This window comes from uncultured Enterovirga sp., assembly GCF_964242715.1.
Classification (GTDB): domain Bacteria; phylum Pseudomonadota; class Alphaproteobacteria; order Rhizobiales; family Beijerinckiaceae; genus Enterovirga.
Map to the genome: position 1 here is coordinate 20,643 of NZ_CAXTAZ010000023.1, position 19,878 is coordinate 40,520.

A 19,878-nucleotide genomic window follows, 5' to 3' on the forward strand; every position below is an offset into this window, starting at 1 on the left:
TTCGGATGGCACTCTCACGCCGCCTTCGCCTGAGCTGCCTGGCATTGCTCGGGTTTCAGCTCGCGGGTGGTCCGGCCGGCGCCATCAACGGCAAACCGGCGGTCGATCGCGACACCGTCGTGATGGCGATCGGCAAGGAGATCTTCAATCTCGACGGCCAGGTCACGGCGAGCGGGGATTCGCAGCGCTTCGGCTGGCAGCTCTACGACACGCTCTACGCGCTCGATCGGAAGGGCGACATCGTCCCGAGCCTCGCGACGGGCCATACCCGCTCTGAAGACGGGCTCATCTACACGTTCACGCTCCGGACGGACGTCAAGTTCCACAACGGGGATGCGATGACGGCCGCGGACGTCGCGTTCTCGATGGACCGCATCCTCGATCCGGCCGTGAAGAGCACGCGGCGGCCGGCCTTCGCCCCTATCATGGCGAAGTCGGAAGCCAAGGATGCTTCGACCGTCGTATTCACCCTGAAGGAGCCCGACGGCGCGTTCCTGAACAAGGTCGCAGGCTACTTTTTCATCGTGCCGAAAGCGTATGCCGAGAAGCTCGGCAGCCCCGAAGCCTTCGCCCGAGCGCCTGTCGGGACTGGGCCCTACCGGTTCGTCGAACAGAAGATCGGGCAGTCCGTCAGCTTCGAGCGGTTCGACGGGTATTTCGGCCCGAAGCCCGGCATCAAGCGCCTCGTCATGCGGCTGATCGAGGAGCCGTCGAGCCGGGTCAACGCGCTCCTGACGGGCGAGGTCGATCTGAGCGACGGCATCCCGACCTCCGAGATCGAGCGCCTCAAGAAGACGACCGGAATCACTGTCCAGTCGGTTCCGATAGGAAGCCCGCTCGCGGTCCGACTCTACGCGAACGATCCGTCGCTGCCTATTTCCAAGGCCAAGGTGCGTCTTGCCCTGAACTACGCCATGGACGTGAATTCGCTCATCAAGAACGTCCTTCACGGCGCCGGCGCACCCCTGACGAGCTACATCTCCTCCTACTACTCCTATGGCGTCGACAAGACCCTGAAACCCTACGGGTTCAATCCCGCAAAGGCGAAGCAGCTTCTGCGCGAAGCCGGCTACCCCAACGGCTTCGAGATTCAGATCTACTCCTCCAGCGACTGGCCGAAGGAGATCGCCGAGACGCTGGCCGCCTACTGGTCCCAGGTCGGCGTCAAGGCGAAGATCCAGCGGATCGATTACGCGGCGTGGAGCCGGCTCAACAACACGCACAAGAGCGGGCCGATGACACTCATGCAGATGTCGAACGCGATCTTCGATCCGATCCACCCCGTCACGGGCGCGGCCAGCAAGGCCGGAACCTGGTCCGATTACTCGCATCCCGAGGTCGAGGAGCTGATCCTGGCGGCCAACAAGTCGGCCGAGCGATCGGAACGCGACCGGATCTTCAAGAAGATCGGCGCGATCCTGCACGATGACGCGCAGTCCGTCCTGATCAGCGAGATCTTCTACGTCTTCGCAGGCGACAGCAGCCTCGCCTGGGAGCCTCAGCCCGGCATCGCCTGGTACGACCTGCGCACGATCCGCTGGAAATGAGCGACCGCCGCACGTTTTCCGCACCGTTGCTCTGAGCCGGCCGTGCTCCGCTATCTGACCTTCAGGATCGCCCAGTCGGCCGTGACGGTGCTGCTCGTCACGATGATCATCTTCGTGATCATCAGGCTGATCGGCGACCCGACGCATCTGATGCTGCCGCCGGAGGCGACCGAGGCGGATCGCGAATTGCTGCGCGAGCAAATGGGCCTCTCCGATCCCGTCATCGTCCAGTACGGCCGCTACCTCCTGGGCCTGCTCAAGGGCGACATGGGCATGTCCTATCGCTTCAGCATGCCGGCCCTAGACGTCGTGCTAGGCAGGATCGGCCCTACGCTGCTCCTCACCTGCACGTCGCTCATGATCGGCATCCTGGTCGGTGTCCCGCTCGGCATCGCGTCCGCCGTCCGACCCGACAGCTGGATCGATTTCCTGGCCAAGGGCATCGCGCTATTCGGCCAGGCCGCACCACCCTTCTTCTTCGGCCTGATCTTCGTCCTAATCTTCTCAGTCCAGCTCCGCTGGCTGCCGACCAGCGGCTATGGTGGGCCGCAATACCTCATCCTGCCCGCCGTCGCGCTCGGCTGGTATTCGGCCGCCGGCCTGATGCGGTTGACGCGATCGAACATGATGGAGGTCTTGACCTCGGAATATGTCCGGATGGCCCGCATCAAGGGCGTCCCGGAGCGGGTCGTGATTTACAAGCACGCCCTCAAGAACGCCTCTCTCCCGGTCCTGACCTTTGCCTCCCTGCAGTTCGGGATCCTGATGGGCGGAGCCGTGTCGATCGAGTCCGTCTTCGCCTGGCCTGGCATGGGCAAGCTGATCCTCGATTCGATCTCGAACCTCGACTACGCCGTGGTCCAGGCGGCCGTGACGCTGTCGGCCCTGATGTTCACCGCCATCAATCTCGCGGTCGACATCCTCTACGCCTATATCGACCCGCGGATCCGGTATGCCTGAGCCCCTCGCCATCGAGCGGCCGACGCTCCGGCCCACGGGTGCGAAGGACCGGTCCGTCCCGGTCGCCTCAGCCGTGCGTTCGGCTCGCTGGCTCGGGCAGCTGCAGGTCTGGGTCGCGGTTGTCCTTCTCGCGATCGTGTTTGGCAGCGCGACCTTCGCCGCATGGGTCGCACCCTACGACCCGAACGACATCGCGCTCGAGAAGGCGCTCCAGGCGCCCACGGCCGCGAACTGGTTCGGCACCGACCAGCTCGGCCGAGACGTGCTGTCACGTGTCATCTGGGGCGGGCAAGTCTCGCTCTTCATCGCGGGCTGCGCGGTAGCGCTCGCGGGCACCTTCGGGACGCTGGTCGGGCTTGTGGCCGGTTATCTAGGCGGATGGGTCGACCGCCTCGTGATGTGGATCGCAGACGTCCAGTTCTCGCTCCCGGCCGTGATCCTCGCCCTCGTGCTCGTGGGAGCAGTCGGTCCGAGCTTCACCAACATCATCATCGTGCTGAGCCTCGCCAACTGGGCCCGGTTCGCCCGGGTCATCCGGTCCGAGGCCTTGTCGTTGCGCAACCGCGACTTCGTCATGCTGGCGAAGCTCGGCGGTGCCTCCAGCCTCAGGATCGTCGCCCATCACATTCTGCCCAATGTCCTCGGCACCTTCATCGTGCTCGGGACGCTGGACGTCGGCCTCATCATCATCCTGGAGGCGACGTTGTCATTCCTGGGCCTCGGCGTTCAGCCCCCCGACCCGTCCTGGGGCACCATGATCGCCGACGGGCGCGGCTATCTGGAGCGGGCCTGGTGGATCTCGATCTTCCCGGGCCTCGCGCTCATGACGACCGTGCTTTCCGGAAACCTGCTCGGCGACACGCTCCGGGACCGTCTCAACCCCAGCCTCCGGCGGAGGTGGTAGGATGAACGAGCTCCTCAGGGTCGAAAACCTGACCACCTGGCTGTCCACGGGCGCCGGCATCGTCACGGCCGTCGACGACGTGAGCTTCACGGTCGCGGCAGGCAGGACCCTGGCTCTGGTCGGGGAGTCCGGGTCCGGCAAGAGCATGACCTGCAGCTCGATCCTCCGCCTTCTGCCGGGGAACGGTCATGTCGGCGGCGGCCGGGTGCTGTTCGAGGGCGAAGACCTGCTGACCAAGACGCCTGCCGAGATGCAGGCCATCCGGGGGCGCAAGATCGGCATGATCGTGCAGGACCCGATGACGTCTCTGAACCCGCTCTTCGACATTGAGGATCAGGTCGGCGAGATGTTCAAGTATCACCTCGGTGACCGGACGGCCGCGGTGCGACGGCCGAAGGTGGTCGAGGCGCTCGGGCGCGTCCGCATTCCGGCAGCGGATAAGCGGCTCGGCTCATATCCGCACGAATTCTCCGGCGGCATGCGGCAGCGCGTTGCCATTGCACTGAACATCGCCTGTACTCCGAAGCTCCTGATCGCCGACGAGCCGACGACGGCCCTCGACGTTACGGTCCAGCAGCAGATCCTCGGGTTGCTTCGCGACATCCAGCGCGAGACCGGGATGGCGATCATCCTGGTCACGCATGATTTGCACACGGTCGCCCGGTTCTGCGACGAAGTCGCGATCATGTATGCCGGCCGGATCGTAGAGCAGGGCCCCGTCGCCGAGATCTTCGCCCGCCCGGCCCACCCTTATACCGAGGGCCTGTTGAGGGCGCTGCCGAGCCTCGGCACCGGCGCCGAGAGGCTGCCGCTGATTTCGGGGCAGCCCCCCTCCCCTTCCAGCCTCCCGCCAGGCTGCCGCTTCGAGCCCCGCTGCCCTCGTGCGACGGAGCACTGCCGGCAGGACTACCCCGCCTGGTTCGGCACAGACGACCTGAGGCGCCGCAGTGCCTGCTGGTACGCCGACGAGGTAGTCGGATGAGCGCCTTCCTGTCCGTCCGCGACCTGCGCAAGACGTATCCCGTCGCGCGTGGCTTGTTCGGGCGGCCGGAACCCTTGCACGCCGTGGCCGGGATCTCCTTCGACATCCCGGCAGGAACGACGTTCGGCCTTGTGGGTGAATCCGGGTCAGGGAAGACGACCACCGCCAAGATGATCATGGCGGCCGAGGATCCGACCTCGGGACAAATCGTCGTGGACGGCCAGGATATCACCACCCACAAGCCAACCGAACGCTTCGCCTTCCGGCGCCTGCTCCAGCCCGTGCTTCAGGACCCCTACAGCGCGCTGAGCCCGCGCATGAGGATCGGCCGGATCATCGACGAGCCGCTCCGCATTCACCGCACCCATCGCGACAAGGCGTCTCGGGAGTCCCGTGTCGCCGAGTTGCTGGATGCGGTCGGCCTGCCCCGCAATGCCGCCGATCGGTTCCCGAACGAGATGTCGGGCGGGCAGCGGCAGCGCGTCGCCATCGCTCGCGCGCTCTCGCTTGAGCCCCGGCTGATGGTCCTCGACGAGCCCGTCTCCGCACTCGACGTCTCGATCCAGGCGCAGATCCTGAACCTGCTCCGGGATCTTCAGGACCGGCTCGGGCTGACATATCTGCTGATCTCGCACGATCTCGCCGTGATCGGCTTCATGAGCACCCAAATCGGCGTGCTCTATCTGGGACGCTTCGTCGAGGTGGGCCCAAAGGCAGCTCTGCTGACCGATGCCCGCCATCCCTACAGCTTAGCGCTGATCGCCGCCGCGACGCCCCATTCAAGAGTTCCGCCGGTCTCGGGAGAGATCCCGTCACCGCTCGCCCCTCCCCCGGGCTGCCAGTTCCACACCCGCTGCCCGCTTGCCCGCGACCGATGCCGCAGCGAGCCGCCGTCTTTGCGGACGATCGCGCCCGGACACCTCGTCGCCTGCCACTACGCCGAAACCACACGCCGAGAGACCGAAGATGCTTGAGAGAAACCACCTGATGGACCGCCCCATCGATCCCGAACGGCCCCTTCACACCGACGAGATGAAGGCGTTGCGCCAGCTCGCCGTAACCAAGTTCCGCGAGCGCGGCCGCGCCTATGACGTGGATTGCGACATGCCGCTGGAGAACATCCAGGAGCTGCACGAGGGCGGCTGGCTCCGGAACACGCTATCGCGTGAGCGCGGGGGACGCGGCAGCAATCTCGATACGGACGATCCCGCGACCTATCTGCAGGCCCAGCGTGTGATCGCGCAGGGATGCGCCGGCACGGCGCATTGCGTCCAGGTAACGAATCACACCGCCTGGTGCCTGGAGGTCCTCGGCACCGAAGACCAGAAGACGCGCTATCTCGACCCCATGCTGGAGCGGCCGTTTCTCGGCGCTTTCGTCGGGAGCGAGGCCAAGCGTAAGCACATGTACATGATGAACACGACTGCCAAGAAGGTGGATGGCGGCTTCGTGGTCAACGGCGAAAAGAACTACGCCACGAACGGCGCCGCGATGGGTTTCGCGATCATCTTCGTGGCCCTGGAGGGCTCCGAGGATTACAACCAGAATCACCAGATGATCATCATCGAGCCCGGCATGGAGGGCGTCACGATGGATCACACCTGGTATCGTCCGAACGGAATGCGGGCGGCCCCATCGCCGATCATCACGCTCGACAACGTCTTCGTGACCGACAAGCAGTTCCTCGGCGAACCCGGCGCCTATCCCCGCCTGCGCTGGCAGGGCAAGTTCCATCTCGGCTTCGCGGCGACCTATCTCGGGGCGACCGAGGGCATGTACGACTGGTATCTCGACTATGCCCGCCAGCGTGGCCGCGGCCGCGACGGGATTGTGCAGATGCGCACGGGCGAGATGAAGATCCAGCTCGAAGCCGCGCGCGCCCTTTTCCACCATGCCATCACCTGCTGGAAGACGAAGCCCGTCGTGGAAGCCGAGCTCGCGTCCATGGCAGCGAAATCGACCATCGCCCACGTCGCGTTCGAGCTCTCTCACAAGATCATCCATGCCGCCGGCTCGACGGCCCTCTTCGACGAGTATCCCCTGAGCCGCGCGCTGCGCGATCTGGAGACGCATGTGCTTCACGCGGGCCACGACAGGACCGCGCAGATCATCGGGCAGGCGGAGATGGGCGAGAGCTTCGATTCGACGCTCCAGCGCTGACGGGAGGCGGGTTACGTGCGTCGCTTTGCCGGAGGCGCACCCGTAAAACGGTCGACGCTAGCGCCGAATTGATCGCTAGGGCGAAGCCGACACGGTCGGCCCATAAGAAAAGTTCACATTCAGATGTGGTGAATGCTTCCGAGCGAGTGGCATCATTAAACATCACGAGGTCAAATGGTGCCGCCTTCTCGTATTCGAAGAACTGACTCCGGCTCCAGAACTGCACCGGCCTGCTGTAAGATGGTGACGGAGCCTCACTGGTGCCGCATATGGTTCGGAGCGGCTTCGCCGTCCTTGCAAGGCTAGACATCAGAGAATGTCCGCTCTCGGCAGATACCGTTGAAAAGTCGGTTCGGCTCTGCTGATCTCGACAACCGATCCTGATGTGTGAGGGCCCGGCGCCTATTACGCCGGGGCCGGGGTCGGCATCGAGTCCGGCTCGGCAGGCTTCCTGAGGTTCTGGGCTGCGGCGGCGAGGTCGAACTCGTCTCGTGCTCCGTTCGGAAAGTCGAAAGCCGACCCTGAGACTGGCTTGGATGCGAAAGCGCACCTCCATATCGCTGGGCCGACCTGCCGTTCGCAGACGCTCGTCTTGACGCCCACCATTATCGCTCGGAGCTAACCTTCTCATTGAACGCGGGCTAAACTCGTATAACCCGGTACACCTGCATGCGTGAGCACCCAACTGCCCTGGCGATCTCCGCAGGACCACTACCGGCAAAATGAAGCGCCCTGATGCGGTCGTGATCGAGCCGTGGCTTCCCGCCCTTGTAGGCGCCCACCTCCTTCGCCCGCTCGATGCCCTCGCGTTGCCGCTCCTTGATGAAGCGCCGCTCCATCTGAGCGACCATGCCGAGCACGGTAAGCACGACGTGGCCCATTTCGCCTCGGGTCGATACGTGCGGGTCGAGCACCGTGACGAACGCGCCGCGTTGCTCGGCTTCATGAATGAGATTGAGCACGTCGCGGGTGTCGCGGCCGAGCCGGTCGAGGCGGGTGACCACGAGTTCGTCGCCCGGCCTCAAGAATTCCAGGACGGTCGCCAACTCGGCCCGACCCTCGCGGCTCCCTCCGCTGACCTTTTCTGCGCGAATTACGCCGCAACCCTCTGTCTTCAACCGGGCAAGCTGCCCTTCGAGATCCTGATCGAGCGAACTGACGCGGGCGTAACCGATGCGGGCCATTGGGGGTGTCACATTGAGGTTTACGCCCGACGCTACCCTGTCACAAATAGGGGGCGTCAACCCAGATGTTACGAGTCCGAGGCAGGCCAATGTGACGCCACGACAGGGTATGCGCTGACGTTACGATCACCTGGCAAGGGGCAACTTGCGCCACGAGCAGACTGAAGATTCTGGTCCGAAAGCGGAGGCAAGCGGCGGTGCCGCGTTCGGGCCGATTTCAAACTTGGGATCATGATGTGGCCAGTAGCTCCAAATTCCAACCTAAGTCGCCCTTTTGTTTGAGACAGGCGCGGGTGAACGCAGAGAAAGGCGCAGACGCATTAATATAATCGCCGACCCGATTGATCAGGTCGTCGTATTCAGCCTCTTGAGAGACCGTTAAGATGTCAGCAGCCCGCCTCTGTTCAAGGTCCTCAATCTTCCTCGCCCAGTGATTAATGGCTACAAACAGCTCATGGCGGTCAACAATCAGATTACCCTCGTTTAAGTGAAAAAGATCGATTGACTCATTGGCTCGGCTAAACTTTAGTTCGTCGTCTGCAGCCTTAAACCGTTCGACCACTAAGCCATCCTCGACTGCGTAGTCCAGCAAGAGAACGTCCGAAGCGACACAGGGATCAATCAGCTTCGGGCGCTCGCCCACGGTGGACGCACTAACGGCGTCTGGAACCCGAGCTGTTTCGTCGATCAACGGAAAATGGCATCCCTTGCCTTGAACATTACCCTCGCGGACGTCTGTGCGACGCTTGTTGATTAGTGAATAGGCCAGCCTGAAATTCTTCCAGTCGAACGCCAGCCACCAGTACCCCTTGTGCGGTGGGTCAGCACCGGTCACCCTGCTCTTGGGCCGCCAATGATCAACCTCGAGTTCGCTGACTGCAATACGCTTCTCCGAATACCAGCATTTGTCGTGAGACAGAGCCGACATACATGCTTTCAGCTGACTCCAGATTGCATAATTCTCGCCGATGAATTTCGGTCGTGCTGCGCCCTCTAACTTGCTTAGGATGTCTAGAGCAGCCGCAGCGTCCTCCCTCCACTGGTCAGAAACGAACTTCAAGAGGTCGGATTGTTTGATATACCTCATGGGGCCAGGCGTTTCTGCGCCCTTTTTAGAGCCTCTGTGGCCCGCTTCCGCCTTGCCTCAAGCGCATCCGGAGTGAGGACCGCCTGGCCCAGTTCGGGTTGTTCCTGTTCAATGTCGGCCATTGCGCGGACGAAGTCGCTGTAAAGTGGATCATTGACGGTATGGGTGAAATCCAACTTGCTGATCTCGGCATTCAGCTCCCGAAGCCGCGCCTCCTGTCCCGCGGTTCGACCCTCAACTCCGCTGAGTCGTCGCTTCTCATCCAAAAGGGTGAGCGAGGCACGATCTACAGAGGACCGAAGGCCAAAGAACTCACTTGTCAAGATAGCAGAAAACCCCATCCCTTTTGGGTTCGACGAGGGATGTTCCGCCTCGATCCTGCCTGCCTCGTCACGCCGTTGGAGGATGATGACCTCATTCGCGTTCAATCCTGCGAAGACCAAGGGACTGTGGGTTGTCATGATGATTTGACTGCGGGTCAGCCCGCCGCCGTATCTGGTCAAGATGTCTAGATAATCGAGACACCAGGCGGGGTTGAGGTGAGTATCAGGCTCGTCCAACAGAAAGAGGGACTCATCCTGATTTGTGAATTTCAGAAGGCCCAGTACCGTGAGAAGTTGTTGCTCGCCCTCGCTGAGGTCGACGAAGCTCAAAGAATTTTCACTGCCACGCACCCTGAAGCGTATGCGCACCTCGTGGAGCAGGTCACTCAGGACCATGCTCTCAAGGCGCTTGAAGAGCTCCTTTGGATCGATGCCGGCTGCAAGCCGGGTTAGGTCATCTGCGCTCCGTACATAGCAGTAGCGTCTCTCAAGTGTGCTGTGCCGCTTTATTCCAACCGGCACTCTTTCTTTCGTCTTCATGGGCGCCAGTGAGACGGAATGCAGCTCGCCAAGCAAACGCTTCACCGTCCCAGCCGCCCACCAATAACGCTCGTCGCCCCGTTCACGCACTTCGGAAGGCGGGTCGGTCTTGTACCAATGCGGCTGTTGGAGCACGAACAGCACCGACTCTAGTTCTTCGATCCCAAACTGATCAGAAAGAAAGGCCCGTATTTCCGGGTCGTGCTTTGCGTAAAAGGCTAGCAGTACGAACTGACTGTGCCAGTCTTCAGCCAAGAAGAGAGAGCGGATCGTATCTTCCTCGCCTGCAATTAGCTCGTCCCGGTATCTCTCGGCATGTTCAACGAATAGACTCCTCAATCTTGGCGAGGTCCCGGAATAATACCCAAATACATGCTTTGGTAGTACACGGTTCACACCGTGAAATCGGTAGAACCCCGCCTCGGAATAATCGTCGAACACAGGCTCTTGTCCGGGCACTATGGGTGCTATTTTGTAAGTCATGCTAAAGGTGCCCGCCGCTTCCGGTTCAGCTGCGGGCGTTGCTTCGACGTCAACACGATATTCGTTACAGGAAAACACAATGCGGTAGGCAAAATTTGGCTTCGCTCGAAGGTCCAGCTGCCTAAAAATAGATGTCAGGGCTTCCAAGATATTGGTTTTTCCAACGCCGTTTCGGCCAACCAAAACCGTCCGTGCACTGCCCTCATCGAAGTCGATGAGAAAGTCACGCAGATTTCGAAAGTTGGAGAGATAAAGCCGATCGACTCTCATTTCAGCCGACCACCAGCCGAGGCCAGTCCTTATCAGAGCGGTGCTCCTTGATTTTTCCAGAGGCTACAGCGTCTGCGAGGTCTTTAAAAAATAGCTCCACATCCTGTAGCCCGTACCCGGCCACTTCTAAAAGTCGTAGTGGCTCCAAGCCATCAGCGTACGTCCGAAGAACCTCTGTGAGATTCCGCCGTGATTCGGGACCTCCTGACTTCAACTTGCGAACTGCCACCTGTTTCGCCTTCCTTCTTGAGCCCTTTCGCTTTAGCTGTGGGGCCGAAATCCGAGTTCGGCGCGCAGCCGCGACGGCCTCGTCCTCTGGATTAGAAAGAGTTACGTCACCTGCTAGGACTTTAGCGCGCAGATGCGACCAGAGGCTGCTAAGGGCGACATCCGCGGCCCGGAACCTGGACCGCATTGACGCCACTCTCTCCAAACGCTGACGAAGTTGTCGGGTAAGCCATACTCTCTCGGCCGGAGGCGCCAAAGGGACAGGTGCGCGGACTAGCCTCGACAAGTTCAAAATGTCACGCGCCGCTCCCCGGGCGCTGGAGGTCAACCAGTCCTGAAGCGCAGGAGACTGGAGCGCAAGAGTGATCCAATCACCCAAATCGGTGTCCAGAGGCGTCACCTTGGCCAAGGCGCGGTTAATGTTGGCCCCCGCCAGATCATCCGGAACGCGCGCGACACGCCCGATGCTGCCGGCCAGGGAAATCAGCACCTCGCCACCCTTGAGCCGGGATCTAGGGTGGCGCCCATCAATTTCGTGTGTGACCCTGCGCATGCCCTTGCGGTCAATTCCGTTCGAGGCGAGATCCTGAATGCGTACCATCGGCACGCCGATCTCTACCTCATCACCCGGTTCGACGATTCCGTAACAGATGGGATCTGTGGCTGACGCGAGCTGTTCCAGGCTGGCCCACGCCCAAGTGGATGGTATTTGTGCTGATGGGTCTCTGATATTCAGCGCTGCTGGCTCTGGATATGAGCGCTTTGCCTTATTCCCATCGGCACTGTCGGTGATGAACCGGTTATCCCACTGCATGCGTCTTGCCGCGACGACAGCCGTTAGGGGCGATCCTCCGGAAGCGGCATCGATGTCGGAAAGATTGCCCACGACTAAAGATCCGTCGAAAGCGGACGAGAGCAGTTGTCGCTCAAACTGATCTACGAGTGCGAGGCCGTCGGTTATCCGCCTCCGCAAGGAGCTTACCTGGTGACGAAGAACGCTGAGACCCCGCACAATGACACGCTGTAATTCGAGCGGTGGCAGAGCGATCTGCAGATCGAGGAGTTGCTCGGCCCGCACTCGAGGCATTCGCGCCCCAGACATGAGTTTTGATACGCTGGCCCGATGATCAGGCCCAAGAAAAACCTCCTGAACGAACTCGGTATCTACATTCTGTTGCACACGCAATACCAGCAACTCCGTCGCGGCTACACCTTCCGATTCAGCGATTATCACTTTCTGCAGGTAAGGACGGAGCCGCCCATACAATAGGTCGCCGGCTTGGAACGAAGTTTTTGTACTCGCAATGTCGCGACCGAGCGTCGGGCCCGGATCGAACAGTCGTCCAGTCCCAGCCTCAATATCTTCTAGGCTCACATAGTTGAAGTCCTGCTCGGGCGACGTACGGGGTTGGACAGCTGCACCCGCGATGCTCATCACCGCCCGGAGCGGTATCCAAGCCCACCCTTCGGGCAGCGGCCGGTCTGTCATTCTCGCGGCTCCAAGTCGACCGCCGGAAGGTCTTCCACAAGCTGTTCGAAATCCTCGAGCATGCCTTCGAGTAGGAGGCGCAAGCGGACGGTGACTTCGTCCAGGTCCGTTGGTAAATCCTCGCCGCCATGCCGTTCTTCGCGGAGCCAGCTAATGGCTAAGTCAAGGTCGCGTCCCTCAATGTAATCACGGGTGAACCGGCGGAAGCGGCCACGCACGCCCTGGTCTTTACGCGGGCCGCGGCCTCTCGGATCGGGACCGTACGCCGCTTCAAAATCCTTAAAGTCTTTGCGTTGGAGAGGCGATCGCTTCCCGTACACCGGCATATTAGACCGCATGTCGTATATCCATACGTCGTTTGCACTACGTTTGTCTCGGTTAAAGAACAACACATTAGTTGTGACGCTGGCATAGAAGATGCCGTCCGGCAAGCGGAGGATCGTATGGAGATCGCACAGATCTAACAGGTCGCGCCGCACCTGTTTACCCGCATGGCCCTCGTAAAGCACACTGTCCGGAACCACGACAGCTGCGCGGCCGCCCGGCTTTAGTCCCAAATAGATGTGCTGGAGAAACGCGAGCTGCTTGCTTGTAGTCGGATGCCGAAGATCCCTGCGCCCTAGCAGGCCGCCCCCACGCTTCGTGCCGAACGGTGGGTTCGTGAGGACGATATCAGCCGGTGGGATCCTTGCGGCGTCCTCCGCCGACAAACTGTCTCCGTGGATGAACTCGCCTTTCAACCCATGCAGGATCGCATTCATTAGCAGTAGGCGGTGTGTGTCCTGAACCAGCTCTACGCCGAAGAATGTCGGACCGGCTCGGTTCGTCCCCGACTTTGAAACGTAGTCGTTAGCGACCACTAAAAATCCGCCTGTGCCGGCGGCCGGGTCGTGAACGACATCACTCGCCTGCGGCTTGACGACGCTGATTATCGCCTCAATCAGCGGGCGTGGGGTGAAGTACTGCCCCGCACCACTTTTCTTCTCGCCGGCGTTATGTTCGAGAAGGCCTTCGTAAATATCGCCTAATCCCTCCCGCCGGACATTATACCAATCAATCTCGTCTATTTTCGTGACCAGGGTTGAAAGACTCTCCGGGTGGCGCAGCAGCGAGGTTGGGTTGGCAAAGATGGTGCGGATGATCGAATCTCCGGTCGTCCCTAGGATCACCAATTGTCGGCGGTAGAAATCAAACTGGACGGCAGAAGCCTGACTGACAAGGTCTTTCCAGCGATAACCCTCAGGTAGATCCTGTTCGGATCCAATCTCCTGAGCCATCTTGAGGAAGAGCAGATAGGTGAGTTCGTTGACGTACTGATGATAGGTGATGCCGTCGTCCCTAAGGACGTTGCACAGCCCCCAGAGTCGCTGGACGATATCTCGGTTATTCACGCGTGTCTTTTGCCCAATCGCAGCACTCCGACTGCCGGACAAACCTAACCTAACAACGTGGCCTTGAACACGTTTGAATGAAAAAGAGGACAAAATTCGGCAGGCCGCGTTCGCTGCTCGCGAAGCGGAGAGTCCCGGGCCATGTTCGGGGTCAAATTCGCGGTTCGAAGTGATGGGAAAATGGCCCGCCCACGGGCGAACATTCCCAATGGCTGCAGCGGATCAGAGTCGCTGGTTCGACGACCGGCAAAGCTGGCCTGCCCAGGTGCGGACCTTCCGAGCGCCGGCAATGGGTTAGAACCGCAATTTCCCGAGTGCGCCTCAGCCTCTCGGAGCGGCCTAACCGCTGAGCTTATCGGACCGCGGCTGATCCGCTCGAAACCAACGGTGGAAACGATGGTCGCGACCGAGCCGATACGGCTACAACAAGCTCGACGCTCCGCTTGCAACCCTCTCGATTGCGATCGCGGTCGGCGCACTACTACGGCGACGGCGGTTCGGGGTACGCTTCCTCAGCCCCGAAGCGCTGCTGGGCGCACTTGGGAACGACTAAGCCCGCCGGCAGGGCGCCCGGATCGCGCTTGGATACTGCTCGCTCATCCCGGCCGCGAGCGCCTGAACCCGTAGCGGATTCCCTCGCCCAACATCTCGAGCATACCCGAGGCTTCGTCGCTCATCGGGTTCGGCAACACGTCAATCCGGGTCGCGGCCGAGTTGCCCGGGTCCGCGACGTATACGACGACGTACTTGTCTCTCGACCGGGGCCGTGCTGCCTTTCGCGCTTCCCGAACCTCGGTCTCTCCCATCTCAAATCGGCAGCTGTCGCCTTGGCTCGCCTTAACCTCTATAAGCCAGGTGCGCCGGTCGAGCTCGAGCTTGAAATCATAACCGTAGCCGTCGGATCCCGGCTTGGCGTGCTGGTGGGTCGCGTTGCCCGACACCCAGGCCTTGTCGATGTCCTGCGCGGGATAGCGCTCCTTCAGCCAGTGGTAGACGACCAGCTCGCCGAGGCGCCCGATCATCTCCTTTTTGAGGGGAGGAGTCCGGTCCAACCCGCTCCCCGGATCGCGCTGCAGTCGCTCGCCGGCTTTTCGCGGTGGCCGCTTCGCAGGCGGCGCCAGACCGGCAGGTGCGGTGAGCCGCGCACCTTTTGCCTGCCTCGACAGGTTGGCCGCAATCTCCGCCGAGATCGCCGACCAGTCTGCCTTCGCCGGGTCGATATCACGCCCATTCAAGCGGACTGAACGTGCGGCGGCCGCGCGCTCCTCCGCCTCCCGCTTTGCGGCTGCTTCCGCCGCGTTTATTGCTTGGGCGTCTAGTTCGAGAACGGCGAGGTCGAGCGACGCCGGCATGTTCGCGGGCCAGAGCTTCAAGACTTTGGCCCAAAGGATCAGTGCCGCCTCGTCCAAGGGCGCCGCGTCGAAGGTGCCGGCCGCGTCCAGCGCCGCGCGGAGCTTTTGCTCCGCGGCACGCGCATCGCGCCAATGCTCGGGGAGAGTCTCGGCCGGCCCCATCCACCAGGCACGGACCAGCGGCGCCGCCGCGGCAGCGAAACGGCCCAGGGCCGTCCCGTTCTTCGCGCGGACGTCGGCGAGCGGCTCGAGACCACGGGGATTGGCGCCGAGGCTTGGCGCGCCGAGCGAGGCCAGCCAACCTTGGAGGTGCGCGGCAAGGATCGGCTCGGGGATAAAATGGTAGATGAACAGCCAGGCCGGGTCGGGGGGCAGAGCACGGAGGCTATCGCGCCATTGCTGGTACCGCGGCTCCGGCTCGAAACGCGCGAGGCAATCGACCACGATGTTCCGAAGCGCCTCAATGACGGCGACTTCGTGCTCGACGACGTAATTGGCGAGTTGTGACGCGTGCAACTCCGGGTGCACGACGGCCTCGCTCCCGGTCGCGGCAAGGCTCTCGTTGAAGGCTCCGAACTCAAGTTCGAGCAGCTCGCGAAACTGCGCCGTCGAGAGAGCGCGACGCGCCGCCGCGAAAACGTCGTCGGGGGAAAACCCGAGCCCCATTACCAATCGAGCGATATCGGACACAAGGCCTGTGACGTCTTCGCCGCGCCCAAGCTCGCACTCGTGTAGCGATGCTACGGCGGCTGCGCCGCCGGCGTAGTGGAGCACGGCCCGCACCCAAGGTAAGCGCGCGTCAACCTGAGCACCGACGAGCGAACCGACGGCCGCCTCCGCGGTTCGCTCAAGCCGGAGCGCCCGGCACAGCATACCGATACTCTCGCCGTCAACGACCGCTTCCCCAACCTCCTCGCCAGCATCGCGCAGCGTCCAGGCAAGAAGACGCATCAGAGTCACAACCGATGGCAGCTCGATCGCTTCGCATATCGCGGGCAGGCATTCGTCAAGCGAGGACCAGTCGATTGCCCCGGAATGGAGCAATACGACCAGCGGCCCGCCACCAGTCGTGCGGAACAGATAGGCCGAGCGGTCCGCAGGAGCGGCGACCGAAACCCCGTCGATTTCGAATACCACCGTCTGGCCAACGTGAAACGACACGCGGGCGAGGCGGTCGAGAACGCCAGTGCGGTCGGCAGGGAGTTGCCACGCGTCCGTTCCGCGCAGCCCCTCCATTGCGGTCGCGAGCATGGCGCGCAGCCACGGGCAGGCAGCGACGATGGTTTCAACCCGGTCGAGTTCATCGAGCGGCTGGTCGTCGAGGCGCACCCGGTACCGCAGCTGAGATAGGCGCCTGACGCTCTTGCCGAACAACGCGTCCATCGCACGGCCAAGTCTCGTCCGATCGGCTCCCTTGATGTCGATCAGGACCGCATCGAGCTTCGATACGAGGCTTGGGGCAAGTTCGTCGTCGGTGTCACGGACGAAAGCGGGCGCTGTGCCGTTCGCGCCGGGTGTGACCGCCGTGAGTTCGCCGTTGCGACGCGCCAGGACCCTCAGCCCTGGCGGAGCAGCTCCAGGCCATGCGGGCTCCGCTGCGTGGCGGTCGGCGACCGCGCGCCAGGTCGCGCCGTAGAGATTGGCGAGCTGCGGCTCATAGTAGCGACCGACCACGCCTGCCGCGAACTGCTCGGTAAGGAAGCCGAGTTGCTCGACCAAGGTGTCTCGGGACCCCAGGACCCGCAGCTTACCCCAGTCTGTTAACTGCCTGAGCGCTTCCGGCTGGCGGCGCTCAATCGTGCGATGCGGCTGCATCGCCATCTGGCGCAGGTAGGGCGGGTAACGATCACTCCCGGAGGACACCCACACATGGGCCGGCCGGTAATGCCTCCGCACCGGACCGGCAGGGGTCGGATCGTCGGCCGGCAGCCATTCCGCGGAGCGTACGAAAGCGCCCGCGGGCGTCGACCAGATGTGGGTCTCGTTGAAGTATTCGTGTGTAAGGGTTATCCGCAGCATCTCCTCTGGTACAGTCGTCAGCCATTCTACGACGAGCGCTGCATATAACTCGCGGCAATCGTCACTGAACAGTTCGTGGTCGCCTTGCCCGGGTAACCACCATAGCGGGCCGCGGAATTTGTAAAAAGTGGTGTAGGTGAGGCGAAGGCTGTCGCTGAGGTTCTCCTTTAGGTCACGGCGCCACTCTTCCACCGCCGCTTCGCTGACCCCGAGCGCCGAGGCAAAGCCGAGGCTCGTAACCTCCCAGGCGCGGGCACGCGGCATGGCGGGCAACGCCATCGGCTGCAGCCCACGTCGCACACCCAGCGCTACGAGGAACTCCGCCCATTGCGGGATCCTTGCGCGCGCGAAAGCGCGGTGGTCGATGGGTGCCAAGCGCCGTCTTCTGAGCTCAGCGAGGTCCGGGAGATCGGGTGGTGCGGCGTTGAGGAAGGCGTTAAGCCGCTTGCCAAGCAGATAGTCTGGCCAGCTTTCCGAGAAGATTGCCTCCGTCGCCGGTACGAGTGATTGTTCCGCGTTCGGGACGAGTAGGCGATATGTCTGGTCAACCTTGATTGATCTTCCCGCGTCAGTTGCGCGGCGCCAAATCGTGAACGCCCAGCGTAGGCCGGCGACGGCCTGCTCGACTGTCGCGCCCGCGTTCACGACCTGTGAGATGCGGGTGAGCACCGCCTCGCCGTCGTAGGCCGCGACCGAGACCTTTTCGAGGAACTCGCGCGCTGTGCGAAGGGGGCCGTTCCAAGGAAGCGCACTTGCCGCGAACGCGAAGTAGCCGGCGAGCTGCCTGGGAACCACCAATTGCTCGAGGTGCTCGGTTTCACCTTCGCCAAGCACTCGGAGCGCAGGCGGGAAGAACAGCGACGGCTCCACGCCTTCCCCTCGGCTCCGTCGCCGGCGTCGTCCGCCCACGACCTCTTTAGCGGCGTTGTCGGCCAAGCCTCCTCGTACGCTACCATCGTCGCATAAGATTATGCGCTTAGTCCGCAGGGCTTGGGGGGCGTCGGCCAAGAAGGATGCGAGGTCCCGATAGAAGGAAGTCCACCTCGCAATGTCGGGGCGGGTACCCGCGCGAATGGTGCCGGCCACCGCCGCAGCGATGTCGGCGCGCTCCACCGCCGTCAGCCTGTCGCGGAAACTCGTTGAAGCGTGCAGCTTCAGGAATGCCGCGAGGCTTCGTGCCCGTTCAGCCCCCAAGCCTGGCCAGATGATCGCCGCGCCGGCTGCACGCTCGTGCGTCGCGATCGCCTTGAGGTCGAAAGTCGAGGTCTCTTCGCATGCAGCGCGCGCCCGCGCAGCCATTCTCCAGGCGACGCCTTCTTCTTTCCCAGTGATCGCGGAGCACGGGATCACGGCTATGGCAGCGAAGGCCGTGCCCGCCGCTCGCTCGAGAGCGGCTACGGTTAGGCGGCCCAGGTCCAGCGCGCCGGCATCGTCCGATCGTGTCGCGACCAAGCTCTGGGGCGTGCGCCAGCTTAGAAGGTCTGCCGAGGCACGGGCTCGCTCCGCGCGGGACAGCGGAGCATCTGATTTCCAGGCCTCATCGTCGGTGAGCCAGCGCACCGCTCGTGCTGCGACCTCGGCAGAGCGGGACAGCAGAAGACGGTTCAAGGCAACGGACGCATCCAGCGCCTTCCGGTTTGATGTCGGGAAGAAGGTACCGTGCAGGTGTCCTGAGAAGGGGGCGGCCGCCCCCTCTCCCATGGGCAAGTGCGTGTAGAGCCGGGGAGACGCTACGTCGGAGTCAAGGCGAAGCGCGAGTGCTACCTCACCGTTTCCCCGCCAGCCGCTCCAGCTGCCGTGGAGCTGCTTCTCCTCCACACCCTCAGCGATGGCGCCCTGCATGGCAGGCTCATCGATTTGGTCGCGCAGGATCAACCAGCGCGAGGAAGCGAGTTCGCAAACAGCTGCATGGACGCGAGCGCCAGAGACTCGCTTCTCCTCACGGGAGAGTCGAGCGACGGGCCTGATTTCTCCATCCGGCCCTACGACGCTGGCATTGAGGGTGGCGATGCGGTCGAGAAAAAGCAGCAGCGGCGCGCTATCGTCGGCTAGGGCCGCGATCTCCTCGTGAACCGCCTGCAGCGAAGCCTTGTCTCGAAGCGGCAGTCGAACAGCAGAGGCAAAATGCCGTTCAGCGAAGGACCGAATCGTCGGGTTTTGCTTGTTCAGCCACCGAGGCAAAAAAAAGATAGGAAGATCGTTGGAAGCAAGTTCGAGCGTGCGTGCGTCGGCGATGAGTCCCGCCATCTCCGCTCGCGTCGCGAAAGTAAAGCAAAAGCCCTGGAAACTCGATCCATAGGTCGCTGGAGCCGCTTGCGAGTAGATCTCGGGAGCGTCGCAGACATGACTGACGCTCCGGAAGCCGAGCCCCTTATTTCCGATCGCCTCGCCCGGAGGCTTGCTCGACATGCCGATGCGCGACAGCGCGATCACGTCCTCGAACCTGAAGCTGTTGCCGCCGTTCGCTACGTACAGCGTTCCATGCTCGCCCTCGGTTTCGGCGAGCAGGATCTCGATGGCGCCGTCTCGACGCTCGCGGGGATGGGCGTCGTTGCCGTTCTGCACGAGTTCGATCAGAAAGCGGCCGTGATAATCGGCCGCCACATGCTCGGCGAGGCTCTTGTTCTGGGCGTAGACATCGTCGAGATACTCGCCCGTAGTCGGGTCAATGGTTCCGGCGAACGCCTTGAGCTTGCCGGCTGCCAACATCGCAACCGCGGCGGCAGGCGAGGTGACATCAACCGTGGATCCGCGCTCGGCCTCGTTGATCTTTCGCAGCAACTGTGCCCCCTGTTCGGCAGTGCCCACAAGGTGCTGGTAGCAATAGCAGCTGGCCTTGTCCTGCGCTCGCTAATCGAGCGGAAACGCTCCGGCCGAACAGGGCCAAGGCGTTGCGAGCGGATCCGCCTCTGTCAGCAGCACCGTAGCAGCGTCACGCGAACAGTCCGCTCGCAGATCA

At 62.4% G+C, this 19,878-nt stretch carries 12 protein-coding genes; 6 read left to right on the forward strand and 6 right to left on the reverse strand.

The window, feature by feature from the left end; translation table 11 throughout:
* Window positions 1-5 precede the first annotated feature (5 nt).
* Genes ACFE87_RS12975 through ACFE87_RS13000 form a run of 6 tightly spaced genes read left to right on the forward strand, consistent with a single transcriptional unit; the run spans window position 6 to window position 6,553 of the window.
* Window positions 6-1,547, forward strand: coding sequence for an ABC transporter substrate-binding protein (locus ACFE87_RS12975; protein ID WP_375460058.1), 1,542 nt, complete (start codon window positions 6-8; stop codon window positions 1,545-1,547).
* A gap of 42 nt (window positions 1,548-1,589) precedes the next feature.
* Window positions 1,590-2,507, forward strand: a complete 918-nt coding sequence (locus ACFE87_RS12980) for an ABC transporter permease (RefSeq protein WP_375460059.1) — start codon at window positions 1,590-1,592, stop codon at window positions 2,505-2,507.
* A complete protein-coding gene (locus ACFE87_RS12985; protein WP_375460060.1) occupies window positions 2,500-3,411 on the forward strand; it encodes an ABC transporter permease in 912 nt (303 codons plus the stop codon). Before ACFE87_RS12980 ends, ACFE87_RS12985 begins: the two co-directional genes overlap by 8 nt.
* Window position 3,412: 1 nt before the next feature.
* Window positions 3,413-4,393 (forward strand): ABC transporter ATP-binding protein, encoded by a 981-nt coding sequence (locus ACFE87_RS12990; RefSeq protein ID WP_375460061.1) that lies wholly within the window; start codon window positions 3,413-3,415, stop codon window positions 4,391-4,393.
* Window positions 4,390-5,367: an ABC transporter ATP-binding protein gene (locus ACFE87_RS12995; protein ID WP_375460062.1), complete on the forward strand. Its 978-nt coding sequence runs from the start codon at window positions 4,390-4,392 to the stop codon at window positions 5,365-5,367. The genes ACFE87_RS12990 and ACFE87_RS12995 overlap by 4 nt, the downstream gene beginning before the upstream one ends.
* Before the next feature lie 13 nt (window positions 5,368-5,380).
* Window positions 5,381-6,553, forward strand: a complete 1,173-nt coding sequence (locus ACFE87_RS13000; protein ID WP_375460063.1) for an acyl-CoA dehydrogenase family protein — start codon at window positions 5,381-5,383, stop codon at window positions 6,551-6,553.
* 641 nt (window positions 6,554-7,194) lie between these two features.
* Here ACFE87_RS13000 and ACFE87_RS13005 read toward each other — a convergent pair.
* The 6 genes from ACFE87_RS13005 to ACFE87_RS13030 form a co-directional block, all read right to left on the reverse strand.
* Window positions 7,195-7,737, reverse strand: a complete 543-nt coding sequence (locus ACFE87_RS13005; protein ID WP_375460064.1) for a recombinase family protein — start codon at window positions 7,735-7,737, stop codon at window positions 7,195-7,197.
* 229 nt (window positions 7,738-7,966) lie between these two features.
* A complete protein-coding gene (locus ACFE87_RS13010) occupies window positions 7,967-8,824 on the reverse strand; it encodes a hypothetical protein (protein WP_375460065.1) in 858 nt (285 codons plus the stop codon).
* On the reverse strand, window positions 8,821-10,440 hold the full coding sequence (locus ACFE87_RS13015; protein WP_375460066.1) for an AAA family ATPase: 1,620 nt from the start codon (window positions 10,438-10,440) through the stop codon (window positions 8,821-8,823). Before ACFE87_RS13015 ends, ACFE87_RS13010 begins: the two co-directional genes overlap by 4 nt.
* Before the next feature lies 1 nt (window position 10,441).
* On the reverse strand, window positions 10,442-12,106 hold the full coding sequence (locus tag ACFE87_RS13020; RefSeq protein WP_375460067.1) for a hypothetical protein: 1,665 nt from the start codon (window positions 12,104-12,106) through the stop codon (window positions 10,442-10,444).
* Between the two features lie 47 nt (window positions 12,107-12,153).
* The gene (locus ACFE87_RS13025) at window positions 12,154-13,548 is read right to left on the reverse strand and encodes an N-6 DNA methylase (RefSeq protein WP_375460068.1); all 1,395 of its coding nucleotides are present in this window, start codon (window positions 13,546-13,548) and stop codon (window positions 12,154-12,156) included.
* Between the two features lie 596 nt (window positions 13,549-14,144).
* On the reverse strand, window positions 14,145-19,700 hold the full coding sequence (locus tag ACFE87_RS13030) for a sacsin N-terminal ATP-binding-like domain-containing protein (protein WP_375460069.1): 5,556 nt from the start codon (window positions 19,698-19,700) through the stop codon (window positions 14,145-14,147).
* Window positions 19,701-19,878: the final 178 nt, after the last annotated feature.

Excerpts from the sequence above, each read along its gene's own strand:
- ACFE87_RS12975 (WP_375460058.1), top strand. The coding sequence starts at position 6 with ATGGCACTCTCACGCCGCCTTCGCCTGAGCTGCCTGGCATTGCTCGGG.
- ACFE87_RS12985 (WP_375460060.1), top strand. The coding sequence starts at position 2,500 with ATGCCTGAGCCCCTCGCCATCGAGCGGCCGACGCTCCGGCCCACGGGT.
- ACFE87_RS12990 (WP_375460061.1), top strand. The coding sequence starts at position 3,413 with ATGAACGAGCTCCTCAGGGTCGAAAACCTGACCACCTGGCTGTCCACG.
- ACFE87_RS12995 (WP_375460062.1), top strand. The coding sequence starts at position 4,390 with ATGAGCGCCTTCCTGTCCGTCCGCGACCTGCGCAAGACGTATCCCGTC.
- ACFE87_RS13000 (WP_375460063.1), top strand. The coding sequence starts at position 5,381 with ATGGACCGCCCCATCGATCCCGAACGGCCCCTTCACACCGACGAGATG.
- ACFE87_RS13005 (WP_375460064.1), bottom strand. The coding sequence starts at position 7,737 with ATGGCCCGCATCGGTTACGCCCGCGTCAGTTCGCTCGATCAGGATCTC.
- ACFE87_RS13010 (WP_375460065.1), bottom strand. The coding sequence starts at position 8,824 with ATGAGGTATATCAAACAATCCGACCTCTTGAAGTTCGTTTCTGACCAG.
- ACFE87_RS13015 (WP_375460066.1), bottom strand. The coding sequence starts at position 10,440 with ATGAGAGTCGATCGGCTTTATCTCTCCAACTTTCGAAATCTGCGTGAC.